The sequence below is a fragment of the Pseudomonas nabeulensis genome, from assembly GCF_004682045.1.
In the GTDB taxonomy this organism is placed as follows: domain Bacteria; phylum Pseudomonadota; class Gammaproteobacteria; order Pseudomonadales; family Pseudomonadaceae; genus Aquipseudomonas; species Aquipseudomonas nabeulensis.
Window position 1 is genome coordinate 42,994 of record NZ_QUZT01000013.1, and the last position, 26,210, is coordinate 69,203.

A 26,210-nucleotide genomic window follows, 5' to 3' on the forward strand; every position below is an offset into this window, starting at 1 on the left:
GACTCACCGCTATCGGGGGCAAGCCCCCTCCCACATTTGATCTTCATTTGTTTCTAATCAGGCTTTTGGCAGTGCGATGCCCTGGCCCATCTGCACTGGCGTGCCCGCCGCCAATTCTTCAGCCCACTTCACCTGATCCGGCCCAAACAGCACAATCGCGGTCGAACCCAGCTTGAAGCGACCCATCTCCGCACCTTTTTCCAAATGGATCGGCGCACGCGCAGCTTCGTCATAGCGGAAGGTTTTCAGCTCACGCTTCGGCGGCGTCACCAGGCCAGCCCACACGGTTTCAACCGATGCCACGATCATCGCGCCCACCAATACCACGGCCATCGGGCCGCGCTCGGTGTCGAAGATGCAGGCAACCCGCTCGTTACGTGCGAACAGCTCCGGTACGTTTTCGGCGGTGGTCTGGTTAACCGAGAAGATGCGCCCCGGGATGTAGATCATCTCGCGCAGGGTGCCAGCCAGTGGCATGTGCACGCGGTGGTAGTCCTTCGGCGACAGGTAAATCGTCGCGAAATCACCGCCCATGAACGGCGCAGCCACAGCGGAGTCGCCACCCAGCAATTCCAGTACGCTGAAACTGTGGCCCTTGGCCTGGAACACGCGACCATGCTCAATCGGACCCAACTGGCTCACTGCACCATCGGCCGGGCTCAGCACGGCGCCTGGGGTTTGATCCAGTGGGCGCGCGCCGTCTTTCAGGGCGCGGGTGAAGAACGCGTTGAAATGCTCGTAGGCCGTCAGGTCTTCGACCAGCGCCTGGGACATGTCCACCTGATAGCGCTTGGCGAACCAGGCGGTGAATGCATTCTTGAACCAGCGCACCCGGCACTCGGCAACGCAACCGGCCAGGCGCGACAGCAAGTGGTGCGGCAGCAAGTACTGGCTGAGGATAAACAACTGCTTTTTCATAACTGTCCTTAAACCTTAAATCTCGACGGGGGTGTCGGGGTGGTTGCCCCATTCGCCCCAGGAACCGGCATAACCTTTGACTCGCGGATAACCGAGCGCCTTGGCCACCAGATAGGTGAAGCCAGAGCGGTGGTGAGTCTGGCAGTGGGTGATGATTTCTTTATCTTTGGTCAGCCCGAGGTCTTCGAGGATCTGCGGCATGTCGCGGCGGATGCGCAGGTTGCGCGCCTTGTCCATGCCGGCGGTCCATTCGAAGTTCACCGCGCCGGGGATGTGCCCGCCTTTGGCGGCCAGCACCTTCTCGCCGGAATATTCCAGCGGGCCGCGTGCGTCCCAGATCCCCAGGTCGGCGGCGCCGAGGCGGCTTTGCAGGTATTCGCGGGTAGCGGTTGGGCCGTCGTGCAGCGTAAGGCTCACCGGGCCGCCAACCGGGGCAGGCACTTCGGTGGAAAGCGGGAGTTTCTCCTCAAGCCAGGCCAGCAAGCCGCCGTCGAGGTAGTGATATTTCTGGTGGCCGATCACGTCGAGCATCCAGATGAAGCGGCCAGCCCAACCGCCGCCTTCGTCGTCATAGACCACGTAGGTCGCGTCGGGAGTGTGGCCCAGTTCACCAAACAATTTTTCCAGGTCGGCCTTGTTCGGCAGCAGGCCAGGTGCTGGCGGCTGGCCCAGTTGGGTGCGCTTGGGGTCAACGAAATGCGCGCCGGGGATATGCCCTTCGGCGTAGCGGGCGGCACTGGTGAGGTCCACCAGGATCAGGTGGTCGGCATCGAGGCGACCTTGCAGGTCGCTGGATTCGATCACCAGCGGCAAGCCAGAGAAGTCAGGCATGTGAGGTCTCCTGGGCACAAAGGTTGGTGATAAAGGACCGCGATTGTAGCGCAAGCATCAGGCGCTGCGGTTGGTAAAGCCGTGCAGGGCTTTCTCGATGCATTGGGCGGTTTTGCCGAAGGCCTGCACGGTGGTTTCCGAGAATGGCCCGCCGCCTTGGTCGGCTACCATCAGCATCACCACCTTGCCGTTGCAGCTCAGCGAGCGCAGCAGCAGGTGTTCGCCATTGAACAAGCGCCGCAGGATCGGCGGCAGCAAGGCCGAGAACTGGGCGTGGTTATCAGGGTTGAGGCGCACCTGGGCGGATTTTTCCAGCAGGCGTTGCAGCAATGTGCTGTTGACCACATCCAGGCTCAGGTTGGCGGCGTCCTTGGGCAGGCCGTCGGCCTGGTGCACGCGCAACGTGCTTTGGGCGCGGTCGGTCATCAGCAACATGACGCGCTGCATACCGCTGGCCACCAGGGCTTCCTTGGCGCAGGTGGTCAGGTGCATGGAGTTGGCAAAACGACTCGGCTCTGCCAGCAACTCGGTGCAGCGGTTACGCCACACGGCCAGCGCTTCGGCGGTGGGCGGTGGCGCCGGGAGCAGGCCGTGATGAATCTTCTGTACGTGCCACGGCCAGATCAGCGACAGCGCAGGGTGCCAGAGGTCGGGCATCAGCGTGGTGCGGGCGCTGGTGACGGCTTGCTGGTGAACCTGTTGCTGCACTTCCCCCAGGGGTTGTTGCAGGTACAGTGCGGTGAGGTATTGCCAGCGCTCGGTGTGCGGGCAGGTCCAGGACTCCTGGGCCGACATCGCCAAGCCATTGGCAAGCAGCACGGTATTGGCGGGTTGATTCAGCCAGCGGCGCAGGTTGGGTTCGGCATCGAGCAATTGCTGATGGCGCAACGGGTCATCTTCACGGGCGATGTGCAACGCCTTGACCAGCAGGCGCTGTTCGTTCAACAACAGGGTATAGCCTTGGGAAACCCAGATCGGCAGGTGCCAGGTTTCGGTCAGGCCGACGCACAGGTCCAGCAGGCGCACGCCAAACAATTCCTGCTCGACTTCGCGTGCCGACTGGCCCTTGTGGATAACCCGCAGTTCCCATTCTTCCAGCAGTTTGGGATACGCCACGGCCATTGGCCACAGCGGCGACAGAAACAGCAGGCTGCCCCAGTGAATGTCTTGCCACAGTCGCGCGAGGCGGCTGCCGAACAAGCCGTTGGCCTGCTGCGAGGCGTGCTGGCTTACCAGCAACAGTTGGCGCAACGCCACTGGAATCTCATGGGCAGGCACCGAAGGCAGGCGCGCCAGCAGCTCTTCGGCGCGCTTGAGACCCAGGCGGTTAAGCGCCACTTCGAGGTTTTCCGCAGGCTCCGCGAAACTGCCTTGAGTGTGGCTGTTGGCCTCACGCATCACGCTGAGCACCAGCGCCGGGCTGTTTTGCATCAGCTCGGCGATGTCTCGCAGGGAACTGCGGTTATCGCGGATGGCCTTGCTTACGCGGTCGTGGCTGGCCTGGGGGACGGGCAGGCGCACATCGTCCAGGCGCTTGATCCAAGCGGCGAGAGAATTGGGTTTTGCAGTTGGGACTGTCGTTTCATTAGCCATGGTAGGGGCGCGATCATCACTTATGGTCAACACGCCCGGAGCGGGCCGAACTGGCTTTTCGCCTTAACGGGCTATAGTCTGGCGCAGTTTTGCCGATAAGTAGAACAAGAGTTTTTCAGTTCCTCCAAATATGTCCATGAACCCGACGGCGCAAGTACTCATCTCCTATGGCTAAAATTATCGGCATCATCGTCGTCTTCGCAAGCGTGCTCGGTGGGTACGTCCTGTCCCACGGTAAAATTGCTGCGCTGATCCAGCCTTTCGAGGTGATGATCATTGGGGGGGCGGCACTGGGTGCATTCCTGCAAGCGAACCCCGGCTACATGACCATGCACGTGATCAAGAAATCGCTGGGCATGTTCGGTTCGCGTTTCACCCACACCTTCTATCTTGAGGTGCTGGGGCTGGTCTACGAGATCCTCAACAAGAGCCGCCGCGAAGGCATGATGGCCATCGAGGCCGATATCGAAGACGCCGCCGCCAGCCCGATTTTCGCCAAGTACCCGGCCGTGCTCAAAGATGAGCGCATGACCGCCTACATCTGTGACTACCTGCGCATCATGTCCTCCGGCAACATGGCTCCCCATGAGCTGGAAGGCCTGTTCGACATGGAATTGTTCAGCCTTAAGGAAGAGCTGGAGCACCCGTCCCACGCCGTGACCGGCATCGCCGACGGCATGCCTGGTTTCGGTATCGTCGCGGCGGTACTCGGTATCGTGGTAACCATGGCTTCCCTGGGTGAAGGCGACCAGGCGGCCATCGGCATGCACGTGGGTGCGGCACTGGTAGGTACCTTCTTCGGTATTCTCGCAGCCTACGGCTTCTTCGGCCCGCTGGCCACCTCCCTGGCCCATGACGCCAAGGAAGAAATCAACCTGTACGAATCGATCAAGGCCAGCCTGGTAGCCTCCGCTTCCGGCATGCCGCCATCGCTGGCGGTGGAGTTCGGGCGCAAGGTGCTGTACCCGAAACATCGCCCAAGCTTCGCCGAGCTGGAACAAGCGGTTCGCGGTCGCTAAGCCATGGAAAACAACCAGCCGATAATCATCAAGCGCGTCAAGCGCTTCGCTGCGGGGCACCACGGTGGCGCCTGGAAAATCGCCTTCGCCGACTTTGCGACGGCGATGATGGCGTTCTTCCTGGTGCTGTGGCTGATGTCCACCGCCACGCCGGAACAGAAGATCGCCATCGCCGGTTACTTCAAAGACCCGATTGGCTTCTCGGAAAGCGGCACGCCCTTCGTGATCGACCTGGGCGGCTCGCCGCAGTTGGCGCCTGAACGCACCATCAACCCGGAAATCAAGACCGAAGCGCCGCAGGAAAATATCCCGATCGAGCGTGACACCGTCGAAGCCATGGCCGAACAGGTCGAGCAGGAGCGCCTTGAGTTGCTGCTGCAAGAGCTGCAAACCAAGGTCGAGGAAAACCCGCAACTGCTGAAATTCAAGGACCAGATTTCGTTTGAAATCACCCCTGAAGGCTTGCGCATCCAGATTACCGACGCCGCCAACCGGCCGATGTTCGACTCCGGCAGTGCCCGCTTGAAACCGTACTTCGAAGACATCCTGCTGGCCATGGCCGACACCATCAAGGCGGTGCCGAACAAGATCAGCATCAGTGGTCACACCGACGCCAAGCCGTACGCGGGCCAAGGCGACTTCGGCAACTGGGAACTCTCGGCCAACCGCGCCAACGCCGCACGCCGTGCACTGGTCGCGGGCAGCTATCCCGACCCGCAAGTGGCACGGGTGGTGGGTTTTGCGTCCTCGCAGCTGTTTGATCCACAGGACCCGTTCAACCCGGTCAACCGCCGCATTGATATCGTGGTACTGACCAAAAAGGCCCAACGCGCGATTGAAGGTGATCATCCGCAACCGGAGCCGACCCCAGGAGCGGGTGCGCCAGGCGAAGTGCCGGCTGATCCGAACGCCATTCCGCCGGGGCAGGAGCCATTGCCGGCCCATGAACTGCGGCAGAAGCTGAACCTGTTTGATGATGGTGGGGTGAAAGATCCTACGGCGCCCAAGACGGGCTCGTAAGCTCATACAACAAGGCCGCGATGATCGCGGCTTTTTTGTGTATGTGCGTGAACTTTCTGTGGCGAGGGAGCTTGCTCCCGCTGGACTGCGAAGCAGTCCCCAGCTTTTTAGGGGCGCTGCGCACCCCAGCGGGAGCAAGCTCCCTCGCCACAAGGGTCAGTAAGTGCTTTCAGGAAGACTCGCAATAATCGACCGATAGCTGTTCATTCGCTGTTGCTGCACGCGCCCATCCTCAAGCGCCTTGAGCAACGCACATCCCGGTTCGCGGTCGTGTTTGCAGTCGCGGAAGCGGCAGGTGCCGATCAGGTCGTTGAACTCGATAAAGCCCGCCTCCACATCGCTGCGGCTGACGTGGCCGAGGCCGAATTCACGAATACCGGGGGAGTCGATCAGTTCACCGCCGCCAGGGAAGTGGAACAACCGTGCGGTGGTGGTGGTGTGGGTGCCCTGGCCGGACAGTTCCGACAACGGGCCCACACGGGTCTCGACTTCCGGCAGCAGGCTGTTGACCAGCGAGGACTTGCCCACGCCGGACTGGCCGACAAACACACTGATGCGCCCGTCCAACTGCTGTTGCAGCTGTTCCATGCCATTGCCGTGGTGGGCCGACACTTCCAGCACCGGGTAACCCAAGGTGCGGTACACCGCCAGCAACGCGTTGAGCGCCGGGGCGTTTTGCTCATCGATCAAGTCGAATTTGTTCAGCAGCAACAGCGGGCGAATGCCGGCGTGTTCGGCCGCCACCAGGTAGCGGTCGATCAGGTTGGCATGGGGTTCGGGCAGTGGCGCGAACACGATCACGATCATGTCGACGTTGGCCGCGACAGGCTTGAGCTGGCCGCGGCTGTCGGGGCGACGCAGTTCCGTGGTGCGCGGCAACTGGGCGACGATCACGCCGATGCCCTGGTTACCCGCACGCCAGACCACTTTGTCGCCGGTGACCAGCGCGGGCAGGTTGGCGCGCAAATGGCAGCGGAACACTTGGCCAGCCAGTTCGCCTTCGAGCGCCTCGACTTCGACCTGTACGCCAAAGTGCGCGATCACCAGACCCGTTTGTTCGGGGCCCAGGTCGCCGCCCTCAAGCGCTTCCACGGCGGAGGATTCACGTTTGGCGGCGCGCGCTGCGCGTTCACCTTGAATCTTTTCGATGCGCCAGTTTTGGCGACGATTGAGCTGGCGTTTGGCCATTGGTGTTCCGTGTCGATAATGCAAAGGTTAGGTAAAACGGTCGCGAGTCTAGCACGGCGTCGCCTGCTAAACTGCGCGGCAAAGCCCAGGTGCCTAGAGAATCAAACCATGCAAAACCCACAGAACCTGATTTGGATCGATCTGGAAATGACCGGTCTGAACCCTGACACCGACGTCATCATCGAGATGGCCACCATTGTCACCGACAGCAACCTCAATACCTTGGCCGAAGGTCCGGTGATCGCCATCCACCACAGCGACGCCGTGCTCGCCACCATGGACGAGTGGAACACTCGCACCCACGGCAACTCCGGCCTGACCCAGCGCGTGCGTGACAGCCGTATCAGCATGGCCGAAGCGGAAGCCGAGACCATCGCCTTTTTGGAAAAGTGGGTGCCGAAGGGCAAGTCGCCGATCTGCGGTAACAGCATTTGCCAGGATCGCCGTTTTCTCTATACCCATATGAAAGGGCTGGAGAGCTACTTCCATTACCGCAATCTGGATGTGTCCACTTTGAAAGAGCTGGCCGCGCGTTGGGCGCCGGAAGTCAAAGATAGCTTCCATAAAGGCAGCACGCATTTGGCGTTGGATGATATTCGTGAGTCGATTGCCGAGTTGCAGCATTACCGGAAACATTTCATCAAGGCTTGATTGAGTGGCGCCTGGTCTGACGCCATCGGGGGCAAGCCCCCTCCCACATTTGGAATGCGGTCAAATGTGGGAGCTGGCTTGCCTGCGATGAGGGCCGCACGGTCTTTCGCCAAGCGCCCCCTTTTGGTGCCCCCGCCAAATGATTAGACTGCCGGCCTAATCGCAAGGATCGCCCCCATGCTGCTGATGCTCTATCTCATCGCCATCACCGCCGAAGCCATGACGGGCGCGCTGTCCGCCGGGCGGCGCGGCATGGACTGGTTTGGCGTCGTGCTGATCGCCTGTGTAACGGCGCTGGGCGGCGGTTCGGTACGCGATGTGCTGCTGGGGCATTACCCGCTGACGTGGGTCAAGCACCCGGAATACCTGGTGCTGACCTCGGTCGCGGCGCTGATCACAATCTTTATCGCCCCGTTGATGCGCCGCCTGCGTTCGCTGTTCCTGGCGCTGGACGCGCTGGGCCTGGTGGCCTTCACCCTGATCGGCTGCATGACCGCGCTGGAAATGGGCCACGGCATGTTGGTGGCCTCGGTCAGCGGCGTGATCACCGGCGTATTCGGCGGCATCCTGCGGGATATCTTCTGTAACGACATCCCACTGATCTTCCGCCGCGAGCTGTACGCCAGCGTGTCGTTCCTCGCCGCCTGGTTCTACATGTTGTGCCTTTATCTTGAGCTGCCCAGTGAGCAATCGATCCTGCTGACCTTGTTCAGCGGCTTTCTATTACGCCTGCTGGCGATCCGCTTTCGCTGGGAAATGCCCAAGTTCGTCTACAACGACGACGTGCATTAACGGGTGGCGTGCTGGTTCAGCGCCCATTCCACATGCTCGCGTACCAGCTCCGAAGGATAATCCCGGCGCGCTTTCAAGGCTTCCAGCACTGGAATGCTCGACGGTGCGTTGCCCAGGCCCACCGCCAGGTTGCGCAGCCAACGCTCATAACCGGCACGGCGCAGGGGCGAGCCCTCGGTGCTGCTGAGGAACTTGTCCTCGTCCCACATAAATAATTCGGCCAGCTCGGCGTTATCCAGGTTGTGCCGTGGCTTGAAATCGCTTTCGCCGGTCGAACGGGCGAAACGATTCCACGGGCACACGATCTGACAGTCATCGCAGCCGAACACGCGGTTGCCGATCAACGGGCGCAAGTCCTCGGGAATCGCGTTCTTGAGTTCGATGGTCAGGTAGGAAATACAGCGCCGCGCATCCAGCACATAAGGGCCGACAAAGGCATTGGTGGGGCAGATGTCCAGGCAGGCGGTACAGCGACCGCAGTGTTCGGTGCTGTGAGGGTCATCCACCGGTAGCGGCAGGTCGACAAACAACTCGCTCAAGAAAAAGTAACTGCCGGCCTTGCGATTGAGTACCAGGGTGTTCTTGCCGATCCAGCCCAGGCCGGCCTTTTCGGCGATGGCTTTCTCCAGTACGGGCGCGCTGTCGACAAAGGCGCGGAAGCCAAACGGCCCGATCTGCGCCTGGATGCGGTCGGCCAGTTGCTGTACGCGTTTGCGGATGAGTTTGTGGTAGTCGCGGCCCAGCGCGTAGCGGGAGATATAGGCCTTCTCCGGTTTGGCCAACAATTGAGCCATTTGTGTGTCCCCCGGCAGGTAATCCATGCGCAGCGAGACCACGCGCAAGGTGCCGGGCACCAGTTCATCCGGGTGCGAGCGTTTGCTGCCGTGGGCGCCCATGTACTCCATCTCGCCGTGGTAACCCGCGTCGAGCCAGCGTTGCAGGTGCTGTTCATGCTCGCCCAGGTCCAGGCCGCTGATGCCGACTTGTTGGAAGCCCAGTTCGCGACCCCAGTCTTTGATCGATTGGGCGAGGGCGGGCAGATCGGAGGTGATGGCAGACATGAGACAAGGGAAACCGCAGGTTAGATGCGTATAATTCTGCCAGACATCGGAGCTTGAAGACGCATGCCGCAGACAAAACACGAAATAACCGACGTTCAGCCGCTGGTGCATGGCGATTTGCCGCAACTGGCTGCCCGTTCCCCGGACGCCCACAAAGGCCAGTTTGGCCACCTGCTGGTCATTGGCGGTGATCGCGGCTTTGGCGGCGCCGCGCTGCTGAGCGCCGAAAGCGCCTTGCGCAGTGGCGCCGGCATGGTTTCCCTGGCGACGCGCCTGGAGCATGTCCCCGCTGCGTTGGCGCGCTTGCCGGAGGTCATGACGCTGGGCGTGAGTTCTGCCAACCAATTGATGGCGTTGCTGGAAAAGATCTCGGTGATCGTCATCGGTCCGGGTCTGGGGGAAGCCTCCTGGGGTAAAAGCCTGTTGTCCGTTGCCGCCAACGCGAAACTGCCGCAAGTGTGGGACGCTGACGCGCTGAATCAATTGTCCAAAGGCGGTATCAGCCTGCCTGCCAACTCGGTGATCACCCCTCATCCTGGCGAAGCCGCCCGTTTACTGGGCCTCTCGACAGCCGAGGTTCAGGCCGATCGCCTTAATGTGGCGCGCGCGTTGAGCCAGAAATTCAATGCAGTGGCTATTCTCAAGGGTGCTGGCAGTTTGATCGCCAGCCCGGACGGACGTGTTTCGCGATGCGACCAGGGCCATCCGGCGATGGCAACGGCAGGTTTGGGCGATGTCCTCGCCGGCTTGGTGGGCGCGTTGCTGGCCCAGGGCATGTCGGCCTATGAGGCCAGTTGCCTGGCCGTGTGGTTGCACGCCACGGCGGGGGATCGCCAGGGCAGCTTTGGTCGCGGGCTGGCGGCCAGTGACCTGATACCCGCCATTCGTCAATTATTAGAGGAACAGTCGCCGTGCCTGAAGTAATCCTGTTGTTGGCCGATGAAGAAGCCATGGTTGCATTCGGGCACCGCATCGCCCAGGTCACGGCCGGGGCGGGGCTGATCTTTTTAGAAGGTGACCTGGGGGCGGGCAAGACCACCTTGTCGCGGGGGATTATTCGCGGCCTCGGTCATACCGGGGCGGTAAAAAGCCCGACGTTCACTCTGGTAGAGCCCTACGAGATCGGCGGCGTTCGCGCCTTTCACTTTGACCTCTATCGTCTGGTGGACCCTGAGGAACTCGAGTACATGGGCATCCGGGATTACTTCGAAGACGATGCGTTGTGCCTGATCGAGTGGCCAGATAAAGGCACGGGCTTTTTGCCAAAGCCGGACCTGACCATTACCATTACGCCGCATGACCCTGGACGTCAGCTGAAGTTGTTGCCCCAGAGCGCGCGCGGCCAGTCGTGGTGCGCCGCTTTGGCATTGGAATTCAAATAATTGGTGGGGTTAGGTATGCGCTTTCGCGCGTTGGTTGCTGTCGTAGGGGTGTTGCTTGCGGCAATGACTGTCAATGCACTGGCTGCTTCGCAAGTGAACAGTGTTCGCCTGTGGCGTGCGCCGGATAACACGCGACTGGTGTTCGACCTGTCTGGCCCGGTCCAGCACAGCGTCTTTACCCTGACGGCGCCTGACCGTCTGGTCATCGACATTAATGGTGCGACCCTGGCCGCGCCGTTGAAAGTGTCCACTGCCAACACCCCGATTACGGCCATGCGCTCGGCCCAACGTACGCCGACCGACCTGCGCGTTGTGATCGACCTTAAAAAGGTCGTGACCCCAAAAAGCTTCTCCCTGGCGCCCAACGCCCAGTACGGCAACCGACTGGTGGTCGACCTGTTCGACAACCCCGCCGATGCCAACCCGCCGCCGGTGCCAACGCCGAGCGTCGCGACGGTGCCTGCGGTGCCGGTCAACCCGTCGCAGCCGCAGGTCAAGCTGCCACCGCCGCCACCGGCCCCGGCGGGCAAACGCGACATTATCGTGGTGATCGACGCCGGTCACGGCGGCGAAGACCCGGGCGCCTCCGGCTCCCGTGGCCAGCACGAAAAAGATGTGGTGCTGGCGATTGCCCGCGAGCTGCAACGCCAGGTCAACGCGATGAAAGGCTACCGCGCCGAGCTGACGCGAACCGGCGACTACTTCATCCCGTTGCGTGGGCGTACCGAAATTGCCCGCAAGAAGGGCGCGGACCTGTTCGTATCGATCCACGCCGACGCCGCACCGTCCACCGCCGCATTCGGCGCCTCGGTGTTTGCCCTGTCGGATCGCGGCGCCACGTCCGAGACCGCTCGCTGGCTGGCCGACAGCGAAAACCGTTCCGACTTGATCGGCGGTGCCGGCAACGTGTCCTTGGATGACAAGGACAAGATGCTCGCAGGCGTACTGCTTGACCTGTCGATGACCGCTTCGCTGACCTCCAGCCTCAACGTCGGGCAGAAGGTCTTGAGCAATATCGGTCGCGTGACCTCGCTGCACAAACAGCGCGTGGAACAAGCCGGGTTCATGGTGTTGAAGTCGCCGGACATCCCATCGATCCTGGTGGAAACCGGGTTTATTTCCAACGCCAATGAAGCGTCCAAGCTTGCGAGCGCCAGCCATCAGCAGGCGTTGGCACGTTCCATCAGCGCTGGTGTGCGTCAGTTCTTCCAGCAGAACCCGCCGCCGGGCACCTACATCGCCTGGCTGCGTGACTCCGGCAAGATCGCCCAGGGCCCGCGTGACCATCGCGTACAGCCCGGCGATACGCTGGCCATGCTGGCCGTGCGTTTCCAGGTCTCGGCAGCGACCTTGCGCAACGCCAACAACCTGAAAACCGATGAATTGAAAGTCGGCCAAGTGTTGACCATCCCCGGCACTGAACTGGCGGCACAGTAATGAGCGAATCGAATCTGAACAACGGCTCGCGCATCGAACTGCTCAGCCCGCGCCTTGCCAACCAGATTGCCGCGGGTGAGGTGGTTGAGCGCCCCGCATCGGTGATCAAGGAGTTGCTGGAAAACAGCATCGACTCCGGTGCCAAGCGCATCGATGTGGATGTCGAGCAGGGCGGCGTCAAGCTGCTGCGGGTGCGTGATGACGGCAGCGGTATCTCCTCCGATGACCTGCCGCTGGCCCTGGCCCGTCACGCCACCAGCAAGATTCGCGACCTGGAAGACCTTGAACGGGTGATGAGCCTGGGCTTTCGCGGTGAGGCGCTGGCCTCCATCAGCTCCGTGGCCCGCCTGACCCTGACCTCTCGTACGCGCAGTGCCGAACAGGCCTGGCAGGTGGAAACCGAAGGCCGCGACATGGCACCTCGGGTCCAGCCGGCGGCCCATCCGGTGGGTACTTCGGTGGAAGTGCGCGACCTGTTCTTCAACACCCCGGCGCGGCGCAAATTTCTCAAGGCCGAAAAAACCGAATTCGATCACCTGCAAGAAGTCATCAAGCGTCTGGCGTTGGCGCGTTTTGACGTGGCGTTTCACCTGCGTCACAACGGCAAGACCATCCTTAGTTTGCACGAAGCCCATGACGATGCCGCGCGTGCGCGCCGGGTGTCGGCGATTTGCGGCGGCGGCTTCCTGGAACAGGCGCTGCCGATTGAAATCGAGCGCAATGGCCTGCGTTTGTGGGGCTGGGTCGGTTTGCCGACCTTCTCCCGCAGCCAGGCGGACTTGCAGTACTTCTTTGTGAACGGCCGTGCCGTGCGCGACAAGCTGGTGGCCCACGCGGTGCGCCAGGCCTATCGAGACGTGCTGTTCAACGGTCGCCACCCGACTTTTGTGCTGTTTTTTGAGGTCGACCCGTCGGTGGTGGACGTCAACGTGCACCCGACCAAGCACGAAGTGCGCTTCCGTGACGGACGCATGGTGCATGACTTCCTCTACGGCACCCTGCACCGCGCCTTGGGTGATGTGCGCCCCGACGATCAGCTGTCTGCGCCGATTGTGACGGCGGTCGTGCGGCCCAGTGGTCCGGAGGCTGGCGAGTTCGGCCCTCAGGGTGAAATGAGCCTGGCCGGCAACCTGCTGCAATCGCCGCCGCCACAGCCCGCGTACACGGCGCCGGGCTCCGGCTCGGGCGCGGGTTATCAATACCAATACACGCCGCGCCCGCAATCGGCGGTGCCGGTGGCCGAGGCCCAGGCGGCGTATCGCGAGTTTTTCGCGCCGCTGCCGGGCGCCGAGCCGAATGCCGCTGTCGCCTTGCCGGAGGGTGGTGGGGATATTCCGCCGCTGGGTTACGCACTGGCGCAGCTCAAGGGCATCTACATCCTCGCGGAAAACGCCCACGGCCTGGTGCTGGTGGACATGCATGCCGCCCACGAGCGGATCATGTACGAGCGCCTCAAGATCGCCATGGCCAGCGAAGGCCTCAGCGGCCAGCCGCTGCTGGTGCCGGAGTCCCTGGCGGTGAGCCAGCGCGAAGCCGATTGCGCCGAAGAACACGCCGGCGTATTCCAGAGCCTTGGCTTCGAGCTGCAACGCCTGGGCCCGGAAACCCTGGCCATCCGCCAGATTCCTGCGTTGCTCAAGCAGGCTGAGGCCAACCGCTTGGTCGCCGACGTACTGGCCGACCTCATGGAATACGGCACCAGTGACCGCGTCCAGGCCCATATCAACGAACTGCTCGGCACCATGGCCTGCCACGGTGCGATCCGCGCCAACCGCCGCCTGGCCCTGCCGGAAATGAACGGCTTGCTACGCGACATGGAAAACACCGAGCGCAGCGGCCAATGCAACCATGGCCGACCGACCTGGACCCAGATGGGCCTGGACGATCTGGACAAACTGTTCTTGCGCGGTCGCTGATGAGTGCCTTGCCCCCCGCCATCTTCCTGATGGGCCCCACGGCCGCCGGCAAGACCGACCTGGCCATCGAGCTGACCAAGGTGCTGCCGTGCGAGCTGATCAGTGTCGACTCTGCCCTGGTTTACCGGGACATGAACATCGGCACCGCCAAGCCCTCGAAGGAGCTGCTGGCCCAGTATCCGCACCGTTTGATCGATATCATCGATCCGTCGCAAAGCTATTCGGCGGCGGATTTCCGCACCGATGCCCTGGCCGCCATGGCCGAGATCACCGCGCGCGGCAATATTCCGTTGCTGGTGGGCGGCACGATGCTCTATTACAAGGCTTTGCAGGAAGGTCTCGCCGATATGCCGCCGGCTGACGCGCAGGTGCGCGCCGAGCTTGAGGAAGAGGCTGCACGCCTTGGTTGGCAAGCCTTGCACGACCAGTTGGCAGCCGTGGACCCGGTGTCTGCCGCGCGAATTCACCCCAATGATCCCCAACGCCTCACTCGGGCGTTGGAAGTCTGGCGTGTGAGCGGCCAGACCATGACTGAACATCGGCTGAAACAAACTGCGCAAAGTGCCGACGCAGGCGCATCTGGACAGTCACAATTGCCCTATACTGTGGCGAATCTGGCCATTGCCCCGGCAAATCGCCAGGTGCTGCATGACCGAATTGCACAAAGATTCACAATTATGTTGGAACAGGGGTTTGTGGACGAGGTCGTAGCACTGCGTTCAAGAGGCGACCTGCACTCAGGGTTGCCTTCGATACGTGCTGTAGGTTACCGCCAAGTCTGGGATCACCTGGATGGCAAACTGACGTCAGCCGAGATGCAGGAGCGCGGCATCATCGCCACGCGCCAATTGGCGAAGCGCCAGTTCACCTGGTTGCGCAGCTGGAGCGATTTGCACTGGTTGGACAGCCTGGACAGCGACAATCTGTCACGCGCCTTGAAATACTTGGGATCGGTCTCCATATTGAGCTGAGTCCTTGCAATTGCCGTCTATCCTTGGGGGTGTGACGGCCATAAGCTATCTATTTTTCCGATTTTTTATTATTGATCCTTAAAGGAGTGCGACACATGTCAAAAGGGCATTCGCTACAAGACCCTTACTTGAATACTTTACGTAAAGAGAAAGTGGGGGTTTCCATCTACCTGGTCAACGGTATCAAGCTGCAAGGCACGATCGAGTCGTTCGACCAGTTCGTGATCCTGCTGAAAAACACCGTCAGCCAGATGGTTTACAAGCACGCTATCTCGACAGTGGTTCCAGTGCGTCCTATCCGCCTGCCAAGCGCAGCCGGTGATGAAGCAGCTGACGCTGAGCCAGGTAACGCCTGATAGGAGTCTCCTTTGTTCTTTGAGCGCCACGGTGGTGGTGAGCGAGTCATCCTCGTTCACTTGGATGGACAGGACCCTGAGGCGCGCGAAGATCCGCAGGAGTTTCAGGAGTTGGCAAATTCGGCCGGCGCCGAGACCGTTGCGTTTTTTAACGTACCGCGTCATCGGCCAACCGCCAAATTCCTGATCGGCAGCGGCAAGGTCGAGGAACTGCGCGACCTGGTCCACGCCGAAGAAGCCGATCTGGTGATCTTCAATCACGTCCTCACGCCCAGTCAGGAACGCAACCTCGAACGTGTCTTCGAGTGTCGCGTGATCGACCGTACCGGTCTGATTCTCGATATTTTCGCCCAACGCGCCCGTACCCATGAAGGCAAGCTCCAGGTTGAACTGGCCCAGCTTGACCACATGAGCACCCGGCTGGTTCGTGGCTGGACTCACCTTGAGCGTCAAGGTGGCGGTATCGGTATGCGTGGTCCGGGTGAAACCCAGCTGGAAACCGACCGACGCCTGCTGCGGGTTCGCCTGCGTCAGATCAAGGGCCGCCTGGAAAAAGTTCGCAGCCAGCGCGAGCAATCGCGACGTGGCCGCTCCCGTGCGGATATCCCGACCGTGTCCCTGGTGGGCTATACCAACGCCGGCAAATCCACACTCTTCAACAACGTGACGAAATCGGACGTGTACGCGGCCGACCAACTGTTCGCGACCCTCGACCCGACCCTGCGCCGCCTGGACCTGGCGGACCTGGGGCCGATTGTCCTGGCCGATACCGTGGGTTTCATTCGTCACTTGCCCCACAAGCTGGTCGAGGCATTTCGGTCTACGCTCGAAGAGTCGAGCAATTCTGACTTGCTGTTGCACGTGATCGATGCGGCCGAACCGGATCGCATGCTGCAGATTGAACAGGTGATGCTGGTGCTGGGCGAGATTGGTGCTCAGGACTTGCCGATCCTCGAGGTCTATAACAAACTCGATTTGCTTGAAGGCGTTGAGCCACAAATCCAGCGCGACGAGAACGGCAAGCCCCAGCGGGTATGGCTGTCAGCGCGTGATGGCAGTGGTTTGGAGCTGCTTGAACAGGCCATTGCCGAGTTGCTTGGCAGCGATTTGTTCGTCGGCACCTTGCGCTTGCCCCAGCGTTTTGCTCGACTGCGTGCACAGTTTTTCGAGTTGGGCGCGGTACAGAAAGAAGAACATGACGAAGAAGGTGTCAGCTTGCTGGCCGTTCGATTGCCGCGCTCGGAGCTGAATCGGCTGGTCAGCCGTGAAGGCGTTGTACCGACAGAGTTCATCGAACAACACACTTTGCAATAAAAGCCTCCGAAAGCGGTTGTGCCGCAGTAGCAGGCATTCTGTAGCATTGGTCGGCGCGCCGTGGGTGCGTCTTTGCTTTATCAGATGGAGAGCGCTATGGCTTGGAATGAGCCGGGTGGCAACTCGAATAATCAGGATCCTTGGGGTGGTAAACGCCGCAATAATGGCGACCGCAAGGGGCCACCAGATCTCGACGAGGCCTTCCGAAAGCTGCAGGAAAGCCTGAATGGGTTGTTCGGTGGTGGAAAAAAACGTGGTGGTGACGACGGCGGTCGCACAAGCAAGGGTGGCGGCTATGGCCTGCTGGGCCTGGGGCTTGTCGTGCTCGCGGCCGTTTGGCTGTACAGCGCCGTCTACGTCGTGGACGAGCAGGAGCAAGCCGTGGTGCTGCGCTTCGGCAAGTACTACGAGACTGTCGGCCCGGGCCTGAATATCTACTTCCCGCCGATCGACAAGAAGTACATGGAAAACGTCACGCGTGAGCGTGCCTACACCAAGCAAGGCCAGATGCTGACCGAAGACGAGAACATCGTCGAAGTGCCGCTGACCGTGCAGTACAAGATCAGCAACCTGCAGGACTTCGTGCTGAACGTTGATCAGCCGGAAATCAGCCTGCAACACGCAACCGAAAGCGCCCTGCGCCACGTGGTGGGTTCCACCGCCATGGACCAGGTGCTGACCGAAGGTCGTGAATTGATGGCCAGCGAAATCAAGGAGCGCCTGCAACGGTTCCTGGATACCTATCGCACTGGTATCACCGTGACCCAGGTGAACGTACAGAGCGCCGCTGCACCGCGCGAAGTACAGGAAGCCTTCGATGACGTGATCCGCGCCCGTGAAGACGAGCAGCGTTCGCGCAACCAGGCCGAAACCTACGCCAACGGCGTTGTGCCGGAAGCCCGTGGTCAGGCCCAGCGTATCCTCGAGGATGCCAACGGTTACCGCGACGAAGTGGTCTCCCGCGCCAAGGGTGAGGCGGATCGCTTTACCAAACTGGTCGCTGAATACCGCAAGGCTCCAGAAGTGACCCGCGAGCGTCTGTATCTGGACACCATGCAGGAAGTCTTCAGCAACACCAGCAAGGTACTCGTGACCGGCAACAAAGGTGGGCAGAACAACCTGCTGTACCTGCCGCTGGACAAGATGATCGAAGGGGGGCGTACGGGTAACAGTGCACCGTCCACCAGCTCGAATGCCGCTGCCAACGAAGCGAGCGCCCGTGCGGCCGCTGACTTGCTGCAACAGCAAACACGTACCAGGGAGAGTCGTTGATGAGCAATAAATCGCTGACAGCCCTGATTGTGGGCGTCGTCGTGGTCATCGCTGCCTGGAACTGCTTCTACATCGTGTCTCAGACCGAGCGCGCGGTGTTGCTGCAATTTGGTCGTGTGGTCCAGGCCGATGTTCAGCCGGGTTTGCATGTGAAAGTCCCCTACGTCAACCAGGTGCGCAAGTTCGACGGCCGCCTGATGACCCTGGATGCACCGACACAGCGCTTCTTGACCCTGGAAAAGAAAGCCGTGATGGTTGACGCCTACGCCAAGTGGCGCGTCAAGGATGCCGAGCGCTTCTACACTGCGACTTCCGGCCTCAAGCAGATTGCCGACGAGCGTTTGTCGCGCCGTCTGGAGTCGGGCCTGCGTGACCAGTTTGGTAAGCGCACCCTGCACGAGGTGGTCTCCGGTGAGCGTGACGCGTTGATGGCTGACATCACCCGTTCGCTGAACACCATGGCGGAAAAAGAGCTGGGCATCGAAGTGATCGATGTTCGGGTCAAGGCTATCGACCTGCCAAAAGAAGTGAACCGCAGCGTGTTCGAACGGATGAGCACCGAGCGTGAGCGTGAAGCCCGCGAGCACCGCGCCAAGGGTAACGAACTGGCCGAAGGTATTCGTGCGGATGCCGACCGTCAGCGCCGTGTACTGCTGGCAGAAGCCTATCGTGAGTCGGAAGAGGCGCGTGGTGATGGTGATGCCCAAGCTGCGGCGATCTACGCCAAGGCCTACGGCCAGGACCAGGAGTTCTACGCGTTCTACCGCAGCCTGCGTGCCTACCGTGAAAGCTTCGCGAACAAAACCGACGTCATGGTGCTGGACCCAAGTAGCGATTTCTTCCGCTACCTGGAAAAAGCCAAGTAATCAGCCCGTCACTGGGTAGGACACACTCCGTCGGGCGGCTAAAACGCCTGGCGGGGTGATCCTTTCAGAAAACGGGTGTATGATGCGGCAGCCGGGAAATTCCCGGCTTTTTTGCGTCTGCATGTTTGATTCGGCAGGCGTGACAGGTTTTTCGAGGAAAGTGCCCGACGAGGCCGGTTACAGGTCGTTCGTCACGTCGCTCTTGCGCGTGGTTTATGCAAGGGGCGGGCATTTTCTGCTTCACTCAAGGCTCGGCCGAGGGCTGGCCGCCCGGATCAAAGGGGATTGGCGTAATGGCAACGGTAGACCGCTGGCTTCTGCCAGATGGCATCGAAGAAGTACTGCCACCAGAAGCTGCGCGCATTGAAGTAGCGCGTCGTCAGGTGTTGGATCTGTTCCAGAGCTGGGGTTACGAGTTTGTCGTGACTCCCCATATCGAGTACCTGGAATCCCTGCTGACCGGCGCGGGCCAGGACCTGGATCTGCGCACCTTCAAGGTCATCGACCCGCAGTCGGGTCGGCAAATGGGTTTCCGTGCCGACATCACGCCGCAAGTGGCGCGAATCGATGCGCACACCCTGCGTCGCGAAGGCCCGAGCCGTTTGTGCTACGCCGGCAGCGTCCTGCATGCACAGCCGCGTGCCTTGTCGTCGTCCCGTAGCCCGATTCAGTTGGGCGCCGAGCTGTACGGCGATGCCAGCCCGAGCAGCGACGTTGAAGTGATCAGCTTGATGCTGGCCATGCTGCAACTGGCTGACGTGCCGGATGTCCACATGGACCTGGGTCACGTCGGCATTTACCGAGGCCTGGCCCGCGCGGCCGGTTTGTCTGGTGAAGTGGAGCAACAGTTGTTCGATGCCCTGCAACGCAAGGCCATCGATGAAGTGATCGCGCTGACTGAAGGCGTGCCTGCGGATCTGGCCGGCATGCTGCGTGCACTGGTGAACCTGTGCGGTGGCCGTGAAGTGCTGGTGGCTGCCCGTGAGCGCCTGGCCAATGCGCCGGCCCCGGTATTGGCGGCGCTGGACGACGTGCTGGCGATTGCCGAGCAGTTGTCGGCACGGTTCCCGGAGTTGCCGCTGTATTTCGACCTGGGTGAGTTGCGCGGTTACCACTACCACACCGGTGTGGTGTTCGCCGTATTTGTACCGGGTGTTGGCCAAGCCATCGCCCAAGGTGGTCGTTACGACGACATCGGCGCCGACTTCGGTCGTGCGCGTCCGGCCACTGGCTTTTCCACCGATTTGAAAACCCTGGTGACCCTGGGGCGTGCTGAGGTCGAGCTGCCGTCTGGTGGCATCTGGATGCCCGACAGTACGGACGCAGCACTCTGGCAGCAGGTTTGCCAGTTGCGCAGTGAGGGTCAGCGTGTCGTCCAGGCTTTGCCTGGGCAGCCATTGGCCGCCGCCCGTGAAGCGGACTGCGACCAGCAATTGATTCTGCAGAACGGGCTTTGGCAAGTATCGCCACTGGCTTCTTGAGTTTTCCTGCCGGCCATCGCCGGCACCAAGTTTGCGCGAATGAGGACAAGTGTTATGGGTAAGAATGTCGTAGTCCTGGGCACCCAATGGGGTGATGAGGGCAAAGGCAAGATCGTTGATCTGCTGACCGAACATGCCGCCGCCGTAGTGCGCTACCAAGGTGGCCACAACGCTGGCCACACCCTGGTCATCGATGGCGAAAAAACCGTCTTGCACCTGATCCCGTCGGGCGTACTGCGCGAAGGCGTGCAGTGCCTGATCGGCAACGGCGTGGTGGTTGCACCTGACGCCCTGCTGCGCGAGATCGTCAAGCTGGAAGAGAAAGGCGTCCCCGTGCGTGAGCGCCTGCGTATCAGCCCATCCTGCCCGCTGATCCTGTCCTTCCACGTCGCGCTGGATCAGGCCCGTGAAAAGGCCCGTGGCGAGCTGAAGATCGGCACCACCGGTCGCGGCATCGGCCCGGCCTACGAAGACAAGGTTGCGCGTCGTGGCCTGCGTGTGGGCGACCTGCTCAACATGCCGCGCTTTGAAGACAAGCTGCGTGAGCTGGTGGACTACCACAACTTCATGCTGGTGGGTTACTACAAAGAGCCCGCCATCGAGTTCGAAAAGACCCTGGCCGAGTGCAAGGAATATGCGGAGCTGCTCAAGCCGCTGATGCTGGACGTGACCGCCGAGCTGCACGACCTGCGTCGCGCTGGCAAGGACATCATGTTCGAAGGCGCCCAAGGCTCCCTGCTGGACATCGACCACGGCACCTACCCGTACGTGACCAGCTCCAACACCACCGCTGGCGGCGTTGCCACCGGTTCCGGCGTTGGCCCGATGTTCCTGGATTACATCCTGGGCATCACCAAGGCTTACACCACCCGTGTAGGTTCGGGTCCGTTCCCGACTGAACTGTTCGACGAGGTCGGCGCTCACTTGGCCAAGCAAGGTCACGAGTTCGGTGCCACCACTGGCCGTGCCCGTCGTTGCGGCTGGTTCGACGCCGTTATCCTGCGTCGCGCTATCGATGTGAACAGCATCTCGGGCATCTGCCTGACCAAGCTGGACGTACTCGACGGCCTGGAAACCATCAACATCTGCGTCGGCTACAAAGACGCCAACGGTAATGATGTTGCCCCGACCGACGCTGACAGCTACGTAGGCCTGCAGCCTGTGTACGAAGAAGTGCCGGGCTGGACCGAATCGACCGTGGGTGCCAAGACCCTGGAAGAGCTGCCAGCTAACGCCCGTGCCTACATCAAGCGTGTTGAAGCGCTGATCGGTGCACCGATCGACATTATTTCGACGGGCCCGGACCGCAACGAAACCATCGTTCTGCGTCACCCGTTCGCGTAATAAGCTGTTGATGTAAAAAGCAAAGGGCTCCTTCGGGAGCCCTTTGTCGTTTCTGTCTGCCGAGCGGCACGGCCCTTGCTTGGGTTCTCTTTTTCGCGGTGCTATCAAATTAATGGCACCCGTGGTGGAGGGATTCCCGATGTCTGCCGTTCTCTCATTGTTACAAAGCCGTCTGTTGCGGCCGGTGTTCGTTACCCTAGGTATCGCCCTTTTGGTGCAAGTGCTGGTGGCCGTCGCCCTGACGCGAAGCACGGTGACTGCGTTGGAAGCTGATTTGGGCAATCGCCTGGGCATTGATAGCCAGAAACTGTCTGCCGAACTGTCCCAGGCCGGCAAGGAAGTCACGTCCGGTCTAGATAGCTTGTCGACCAGCACCCGTCAGCGTTTGACTGCCGGGCTTTCGACTCGCTTGCAGGAAGAGCAGAAGCAACTGCGTGCGACCCTGGAAAAAGACCTGAAAGACTCTGCCAACGACATGGCGCAACTGTTGGCCTCGGTGGCGCCGCGAGCCATGTGGGACAGCGACGTGCCGACGTTGTCGGAATTTGCCCGGCGCGCACAGCGCAATCCCAATGTGTTGTTCGTCGTTTATGACGATGCAGCGGGCGAACACTTGACCCGTTACCTGAACCGGGAAAACCCGATCAACCAGGCGTTGCTTGCGAAAGGCCAGGGCGAACGTGCGCTGGACAAAGTCCTGAACGCAGCCAAAAGCGATCCGTCGGTGTATTACGTCGAGGCCTCCATCAGCCCTAATGGCGTAGAGATCGGCAAAGTGCTTATGGGGGTCTCGACTGCATCAGTGGAAACCGATCTGCAAGCACTGGATAAGCGCTTTGCCGCGCTGATTGCCAGCGGTGATCAGTTGGTCGGCGACAGCCTCAAAGGCGCCGCAGCCGACAGCGCTGCCGCCATGGGCGCACGCCTGCAATCGGCGCAAGCCACCGCTACCCAGATGACCGCCAATACCACCAGTGCCGTGCAGGAAGCGGCCGGCACCCTGCGCTGGCGCATCGGCATGGGGCTCGCGGTGGTGGGGTTCGGTGTGCTGATGCTGATCGCCATTGTGTTGGGGCGCCGCGTGGTCAATCGTCTGAAACTGCTGATTGCGGCCATGGACGATCTGGCGGCGGGCGAGGGCGACCTCACCAAGCGCGTGCAAATCAGCAGCAAGGACGAAATCGGCGACATGGCCTCGGCGGTCAATCGCTTTGTGGATAAGTTGCAACCCATCGTGCGTGAAGCGGGCGATGTGGCCCAGCGTACCGGCGTGGAAATCGGCGCAATGACCTTGCGCAATGCTGGCGCCGATGCAGCGGCCGGCTTACAGCGTGATGAGGTCGCCGAGAGCTTGCGTGCGCTGTCGCAAATGGCGGATGAGGCCCAGGCCGAAAGCCATGCGATGCAGGCGGCTTTGCAGCAAGTGGTGGATATTCGCCAGGCTACGGATGAGAACTCGCGCACCTCGGAGGAGGTCGGCGGGTTGATTGAGGCGTTGGCCGGGCAGGTGCAGGCGGGGTCCAAGGTGATCGAGCGGTTGGCCCAGCAAAGTGAGCAAATCGAAGTGGTGCTGACGGTGATTCATGGTATCGCTGAGCAAACCAACCTGCTCGCCCTCAACGCCGCAATCGAGGCGGCACGCGCAGGTGAAACCGGGCGTGGTTTTGCGGTGGTAGCGGACGAAGTGCGCGCGCTGGCCAGCAAGACTCAAAGCTCGACCGGTGATATCCAGGCGCATATCGTGGCATTGCAGCAAGGTGCGCGTGAGGCTGTCGAGACCATTGGCAAGGCGGGGCGCCAGGCCAATGAAGGTTTGCTGGTACTGCGCGACAGCGTGCGCTTGCAGCAGACGGTGCAGGCATCAGTGGAGCAGGTGCATGCGGCGATTGGTCTGGCGACGCGTGCAGCCGAGCACCAGGCGCAGGGCGCGCATGCGGTACGCGGGCGGGTCGAGGTGATTCATGCTCAGGCTGAGCGTGCGGCGCAGGCGGTGGTGGAGACGACCGCCAGTGGCAAGGTGCTGGATGGGTTGGCGGCGCAGTTGAAGGCCAGTCTGGGGCAGTTCAGGGCCTGAGGTTGTCTGTGCCGGCCTCATCGGGGGCAAGCCCCCTCCCACACTTGAATGTGTTCACAAATCAAAATGTGGGAGGGGGCTTGCCCCCGATAGCGGTCTCAGCGACTCAAATACATCCGAGTCGTTAACAGATAAACCGGCAACCCCGACACCAAAATCAACAACGCCGCATAAGGTGCCGCCGCCGCAAACTCCACATTCGAGGTATGCGCCCACACCGCCGTCGCCAGCGTATTCAACCCGGTCGGGCTGAGCAGCAACGTCGCGGTCAATTCTTTCATCGCATCCAGGAACACCAGCGCAAACGCCGCCCCCAATGCCGGGAAGATTATCGGCAAGGTCACCCGGCAAAACGCACTGAACGACGAAGCGCCCAGTGTGCGCGCAGCCTCTTCCAGTTGCGGTGCAGCCTTGTTCAGTGCCGTGCGGATCGGCGCCTGGGCCAGCGGCAAAAACAACAGCGCATACGCGATCAACAAAAGTGCCGAGGTCTGATACAGCGTCGGCACGTAATGCAGGGCGAAATACACCAGCGTCAGCGCAATCACCAGGCCGGGCAGGGCGTGCAGCAGGTAAGGCAGGCGTTCGGCCCAGATCGCCAGTTGGCCTTTGTAGCGCACCACCAGCAATCCCACCGGCACCGCCAACACCAGGCACAGCGCCGCGCCGCCGAGGGACAGGGCCAGGGAGGAGAGCAGCGCCTCGCCAATCTCGGCCACCGGAAACGCCGCCGACGAACCGACCGCCAACCAATAACCGAGCATGCCCAGCGGAATGCCGCTGCCGATGATCGCCAGTGCCAGGCAATAGAGTTGCCCCAGCGGTGCCCACTTGCCCAAGCGAACCTGTTCGGCATGCCGGGCCGCGCCCTGGCCGATTCGCACGTGTCGGCCTTTGCCGCGCACGCGCAGTTCCAGCCACAGCAAGGTCAGGCACATCACCAGCAGCACCGCCGACAGCATGGCGGCATTGGCGTTGCTGAATTCCAGCTCGAATTGCTGATAGATCGCGGTGGTAAAGGTTTGCAAGCCGATGATCGACAGCGCACCGAACTCCACCAGCATATGCAAGGCGATCAGCAGCGCCCCGGCCAGCAGTGACGGCCACAACAGCGGCAACGTAACGCGGAAAAACACACCCCAGCGATTCAGGCCCAATGTCCTGGCGGATTCCTCAAGCGAGGGATCCAGATTGCGCAGGGTGGCCGCTACCGGCAAAAACACCAGCGGATATTTGGACAGGCTCATCACCAGGATCGCCCCGCCAAGCCCTTCGAAACTGGCACTCAGCGAAACCCAGGTAAAACTGCTGACAAATGCCGGCACCGCAAACGGCAGGCACAAAATCACCCCCCATATACGGCGTCCCGGCAAGTTGCTGCGCTCCAGTAGCCAGGCCAGTGAAAGGCCAACCACGCCGCATGTCACCGTCACCCCAACCATCAGCGCCAAGGTGTTGCGCAGCAGCCCGAACACATAAGGCCGCCACAGCAGATGCACCGCTTCCGCCCAGCCAGCCTGCCAGGCCTTGAGCCCAACGTACGCCAGGGGCAACAGGCTCAGCCCAACCAGGAGCAAGACAGGCAGCAGCAGCCAGATCGAAGGTCGCTTGCGCCTCGGGCTGAAACCCCCGCGCAGGGCGGGGGCGGGGAGCGATGGGTTCATCAGTTCAGGCCAACGTCACGTTCCAGGTCCAGGGCTTCTTCGGCATTGCCAAGGTCGGCTGGGGTGACTTTCGGCGGTTGCAGCTCGCTGAAAGGCTTGAGGCCGCGATTGGACTCCATGCCTTTGCGCAGCGGGTATTCAGCGGAGGTGTTGGTGATGACGCGCTGGCCTTCTTCACTGGCCATGAACGCCAGCAGTTGTTGGGCCTCCTTGGGGTGCTTGCTGGATTTCAGCGCAGCAGCCGAAGACACGGTGATCAAGCCGCCCACATCACCGTCGGTGAAGTAATGCAGTTGGGAGTCCAGGTTGGTTTTCTCTTTCTTCAAGGCAAACCAGTAGTAGTTGTTCACCAGCACCGTGGCGACTTCGCCGTTCTCGACGGCTTTAAGGGCAACCATGTTGTTGCTGTACACCTTGCCGAAAGCGCGCAGGCCGGTGAGCCATTCTTCGGCGGCGTCGCGACCGTGCAGCTTGATGATCGCCACGGCCTGTTCCTGGAACGCGCCGCTGGTGGGGACGAAGCCGACTTTGCCTTGCCACTCGGGGTTGGCGAAGTCCATGACCGACTTGGGCAGGTCTTTTTCGGCGATCAGTTTCGGGTTGAACGCCACGACGCGGGTGCGCGCGGTCACGCCCATCCAGTCGCCGTTGGCACCCACGTAATCCTTGGGCAGTACGTCGAGGGTGCTGGCGTCGATCTTGGCCAGCATGCCTTGCTCGCCGAGTTTGTTCAGTGGCGGCGATTCTTCGGTGTAGATCACATCGGCAGGCGAACGGTCGCCTTCTTCCACGACCTGGCTGGCGAGCTGGTTGCTGCTGCCTTTACGTACATTGACGTGGATGCCGGTCTTGGCTTCGAAGGCCTTGGCGAGTTCGTCGCCGACTTCTTTGTGCTGGCCGTTGTACAGGGTCAGGGAGACCTTGTCGGCGGAATAGGCGGTGGGCGAGAGCAGGGTCAGGCCCAGCAGAGTGATGGTCAGGCCACGCAGAAGGGATGTCTTGAGACGGGTATCGCGGATCATCATCCGGGGTGTTCCTCACTTGAGTGCAACAAATCCTT

At 61.3% G+C, this 26,210-nt stretch carries 22 protein-coding genes and 2 pseudogenes; 17 read left to right on the forward strand and 7 right to left on the reverse strand.

Features of this window, described 5'->3' with window-relative positions:
- Window positions 1-57: 57 nt before the first annotated feature.
- Genes asd through DYL61_RS09460 form a run of 3 tightly spaced genes read right to left on the reverse strand, consistent with a single transcriptional unit; the run spans window position 58 to window position 3,342 of the window.
- Complete coding sequence (gene asd, locus DYL61_RS09450; RefSeq protein ID WP_135308121.1) at window positions 58-918, reverse strand: archaetidylserine decarboxylase; 861 nt, start codon at window positions 916-918, stop codon at window positions 58-60.
- A gap of 15 nt (window positions 919-933) precedes the next feature.
- Complete coding sequence (gene rhdA, locus DYL61_RS09455; RefSeq protein ID WP_135308122.1) at window positions 934-1,749, reverse strand: thiosulfate sulfurtransferase; 816 nt, start codon at window positions 1,747-1,749, stop codon at window positions 934-936.
- A gap of 57 nt (window positions 1,750-1,806) precedes the next feature.
- Window positions 1,807-3,342 (reverse strand): HDOD domain-containing protein, encoded by a 1,536-nt coding sequence (locus tag DYL61_RS09460; protein WP_135308123.1) that lies wholly within the window; start codon window positions 3,340-3,342, stop codon window positions 1,807-1,809.
- 167 nt (window positions 3,343-3,509) lie between these two features.
- On the opposite strand from DYL61_RS09460, the gene motA reads away from it, so the two are divergent.
- The gene (gene motA / locus DYL61_RS09465; RefSeq protein ID WP_010213623.1) at window positions 3,510-4,361 is read left to right on the forward strand and encodes a flagellar motor stator protein MotA; all 852 of its coding nucleotides are present in this window, start codon (window positions 3,510-3,512) and stop codon (window positions 4,359-4,361) included.
- 3 nt (window positions 4,362-4,364) lie between these two features.
- Entirely contained in the window at window positions 4,365-5,381 is a 1,017-nt protein-coding gene (gene motB, locus DYL61_RS09470; RefSeq protein WP_135308124.1) for a flagellar motor protein MotB, read from the forward strand.
- Between the two features lie 156 nt (window positions 5,382-5,537).
- Here the strand turns inward: motB and rsgA are convergent, their stop codons facing one another.
- Window positions 5,538-6,569 carry a small ribosomal subunit biogenesis GTPase RsgA gene (gene rsgA / locus DYL61_RS09475; protein WP_122485460.1) on the reverse strand — a complete coding sequence of 344 codons (1,032 nt, stop codon included), beginning with the start codon at window positions 6,567-6,569 and terminating at the stop codon, window positions 5,538-5,540.
- Window positions 6,570-6,677: 108 nt separating this feature from the next.
- Here rsgA and orn point away from each other — a divergent pair, with 108 nt between their 5' ends.
- Both orn and DYL61_RS09485 read left to right on the forward strand, forming a co-directional pair.
- Window positions 6,678-7,220 carry an oligoribonuclease gene (orn, locus tag DYL61_RS09480; protein WP_003171343.1) on the forward strand — a complete coding sequence of 181 codons (543 nt, stop codon included), beginning with the start codon at window positions 6,678-6,680 and terminating at the stop codon, window positions 7,218-7,220.
- 177 nt (window positions 7,221-7,397) lie between these two features.
- Entirely contained in the window at window positions 7,398-8,012 is a 615-nt protein-coding gene (locus tag DYL61_RS09485; protein ID WP_105695158.1) for a trimeric intracellular cation channel family protein, read from the forward strand.
- Here the strand turns inward: DYL61_RS09485 and queG are convergent.
- The gene (gene queG, locus DYL61_RS09490; protein ID WP_135308125.1) at window positions 8,009-9,073 is read right to left on the reverse strand and encodes a tRNA epoxyqueuosine(34) reductase QueG; all 1,065 of its coding nucleotides are present in this window, start codon (window positions 9,071-9,073) and stop codon (window positions 8,009-8,011) included. The genes DYL61_RS09485 and queG overlap by 4 nt on opposite strands.
- A gap of 63 nt (window positions 9,074-9,136) precedes the next feature.
- Here queG and DYL61_RS09495 point away from each other — a divergent pair, with 63 nt between their 5' ends.
- The 13 genes and pseudogenes from DYL61_RS09495 to DYL61_RS31875 all read left to right on the forward strand — a co-directional run.
- The gene (locus DYL61_RS09495) at window positions 9,137-9,997 is read left to right on the forward strand and encodes an NAD(P)H-hydrate dehydratase (protein ID WP_135308126.1); all 861 of its coding nucleotides are present in this window, start codon (window positions 9,137-9,139) and stop codon (window positions 9,995-9,997) included.
- Window positions 9,985-10,455, forward strand: a complete 471-nt coding sequence (gene tsaE / locus DYL61_RS09500; protein ID WP_135308127.1) for a tRNA (adenosine(37)-N6)-threonylcarbamoyltransferase complex ATPase subunit type 1 TsaE — start codon at window positions 9,985-9,987, stop codon at window positions 10,453-10,455. Before DYL61_RS09495 ends, tsaE begins: the two co-directional genes overlap by 13 nt.
- 15 nt (window positions 10,456-10,470) lie before the next feature.
- A complete protein-coding gene (locus DYL61_RS09505) occupies window positions 10,471-11,892 on the forward strand; it encodes an N-acetylmuramoyl-L-alanine amidase (RefSeq protein ID WP_135308128.1) in 1,422 nt (473 codons plus the stop codon).
- Entirely contained in the window at window positions 11,892-13,808 is a 1,917-nt protein-coding gene (mutL, locus tag DYL61_RS09510; RefSeq protein WP_135308129.1) for a DNA mismatch repair endonuclease MutL, read from the forward strand. The genes DYL61_RS09505 and mutL overlap by 1 nt, the downstream gene beginning before the upstream one ends.
- Window positions 13,808-14,779 (forward strand): tRNA (adenosine(37)-N6)-dimethylallyltransferase MiaA, encoded by a 972-nt coding sequence (gene miaA, locus DYL61_RS09515; protein ID WP_135308130.1) that lies wholly within the window; start codon window positions 13,808-13,810, stop codon window positions 14,777-14,779. The genes mutL and miaA overlap by 1 nt, the downstream gene beginning before the upstream one ends.
- Window positions 14,780-14,874: 95 nt before the next feature.
- Window positions 14,875-15,135 (forward strand): RNA chaperone Hfq, encoded by a 261-nt coding sequence (gene hfq / locus DYL61_RS09520; protein WP_016976904.1) that lies wholly within the window; start codon window positions 14,875-14,877, stop codon window positions 15,133-15,135.
- Between the two features lie 12 nt (window positions 15,136-15,147).
- Window positions 15,148-16,449 (forward strand): ribosome rescue GTPase HflX, encoded by a 1,302-nt coding sequence (gene hflX, locus DYL61_RS09525; protein ID WP_105695165.1) that lies wholly within the window; start codon window positions 15,148-15,150, stop codon window positions 16,447-16,449.
- Between the two features lie 96 nt (window positions 16,450-16,545).
- Entirely contained in the window at window positions 16,546-17,721 is a 1,176-nt protein-coding gene (gene hflK / locus DYL61_RS09530) for an FtsH protease activity modulator HflK (protein ID WP_105695166.1), read from the forward strand.
- On the forward strand, window positions 17,721-18,587 hold the full coding sequence (gene hflC, locus DYL61_RS09535; protein ID WP_105695167.1) for a protease modulator HflC: 867 nt from the start codon (window positions 17,721-17,723) through the stop codon (window positions 18,585-18,587). The genes hflK and hflC overlap by 1 nt, the downstream gene beginning before the upstream one ends.
- 293 nt (window positions 18,588-18,880) lie before the next feature.
- Entirely contained in the window at window positions 18,881-20,068 is a 1,188-nt protein-coding gene (locus DYL61_RS09540) for an ATP phosphoribosyltransferase regulatory subunit (protein ID WP_135308131.1), read from the forward strand.
- Between the two features lie 54 nt (window positions 20,069-20,122).
- A complete protein-coding gene (locus DYL61_RS09545; protein ID WP_135308132.1) occupies window positions 20,123-21,412 on the forward strand; it encodes an adenylosuccinate synthase in 1,290 nt (429 codons plus the stop codon).
- A 1,114-nt stretch (window positions 21,413-22,526) separates the two neighbouring features.
- Window positions 22,527-22,580, forward strand: a pseudogene (locus DYL61_RS31870) (hypothetical protein); the annotation flags it as partial.
- 390 nt (window positions 22,581-22,970) lie between these two features.
- Window positions 22,971-23,486, forward strand: a pseudogene (locus DYL61_RS31875) (methyl-accepting chemotaxis protein); the annotation flags it as partial.
- 98 nt (window positions 23,487-23,584) lie between these two features.
- Here DYL61_RS31875 and DYL61_RS09555 read toward each other — a convergent pair.
- Together DYL61_RS09555 and DYL61_RS09560 are read right to left on the reverse strand one after the other, a co-directional pair.
- Window positions 23,585-25,150 carry an ABC transporter permease gene (locus tag DYL61_RS09555; RefSeq protein ID WP_135308134.1) on the reverse strand — a complete coding sequence of 522 codons (1,566 nt, stop codon included), beginning with the start codon at window positions 25,148-25,150 and terminating at the stop codon, window positions 23,585-23,587.
- Window positions 25,150-26,175, reverse strand: a complete 1,026-nt coding sequence (locus DYL61_RS09560; protein WP_135308135.1) for an extracellular solute-binding protein — start codon at window positions 26,173-26,175, stop codon at window positions 25,150-25,152. The genes DYL61_RS09555 and DYL61_RS09560 overlap by 1 nt, the downstream gene beginning before the upstream one ends.
- Between the last annotated feature and the right edge of the window lie 35 nt (window positions 26,176-26,210).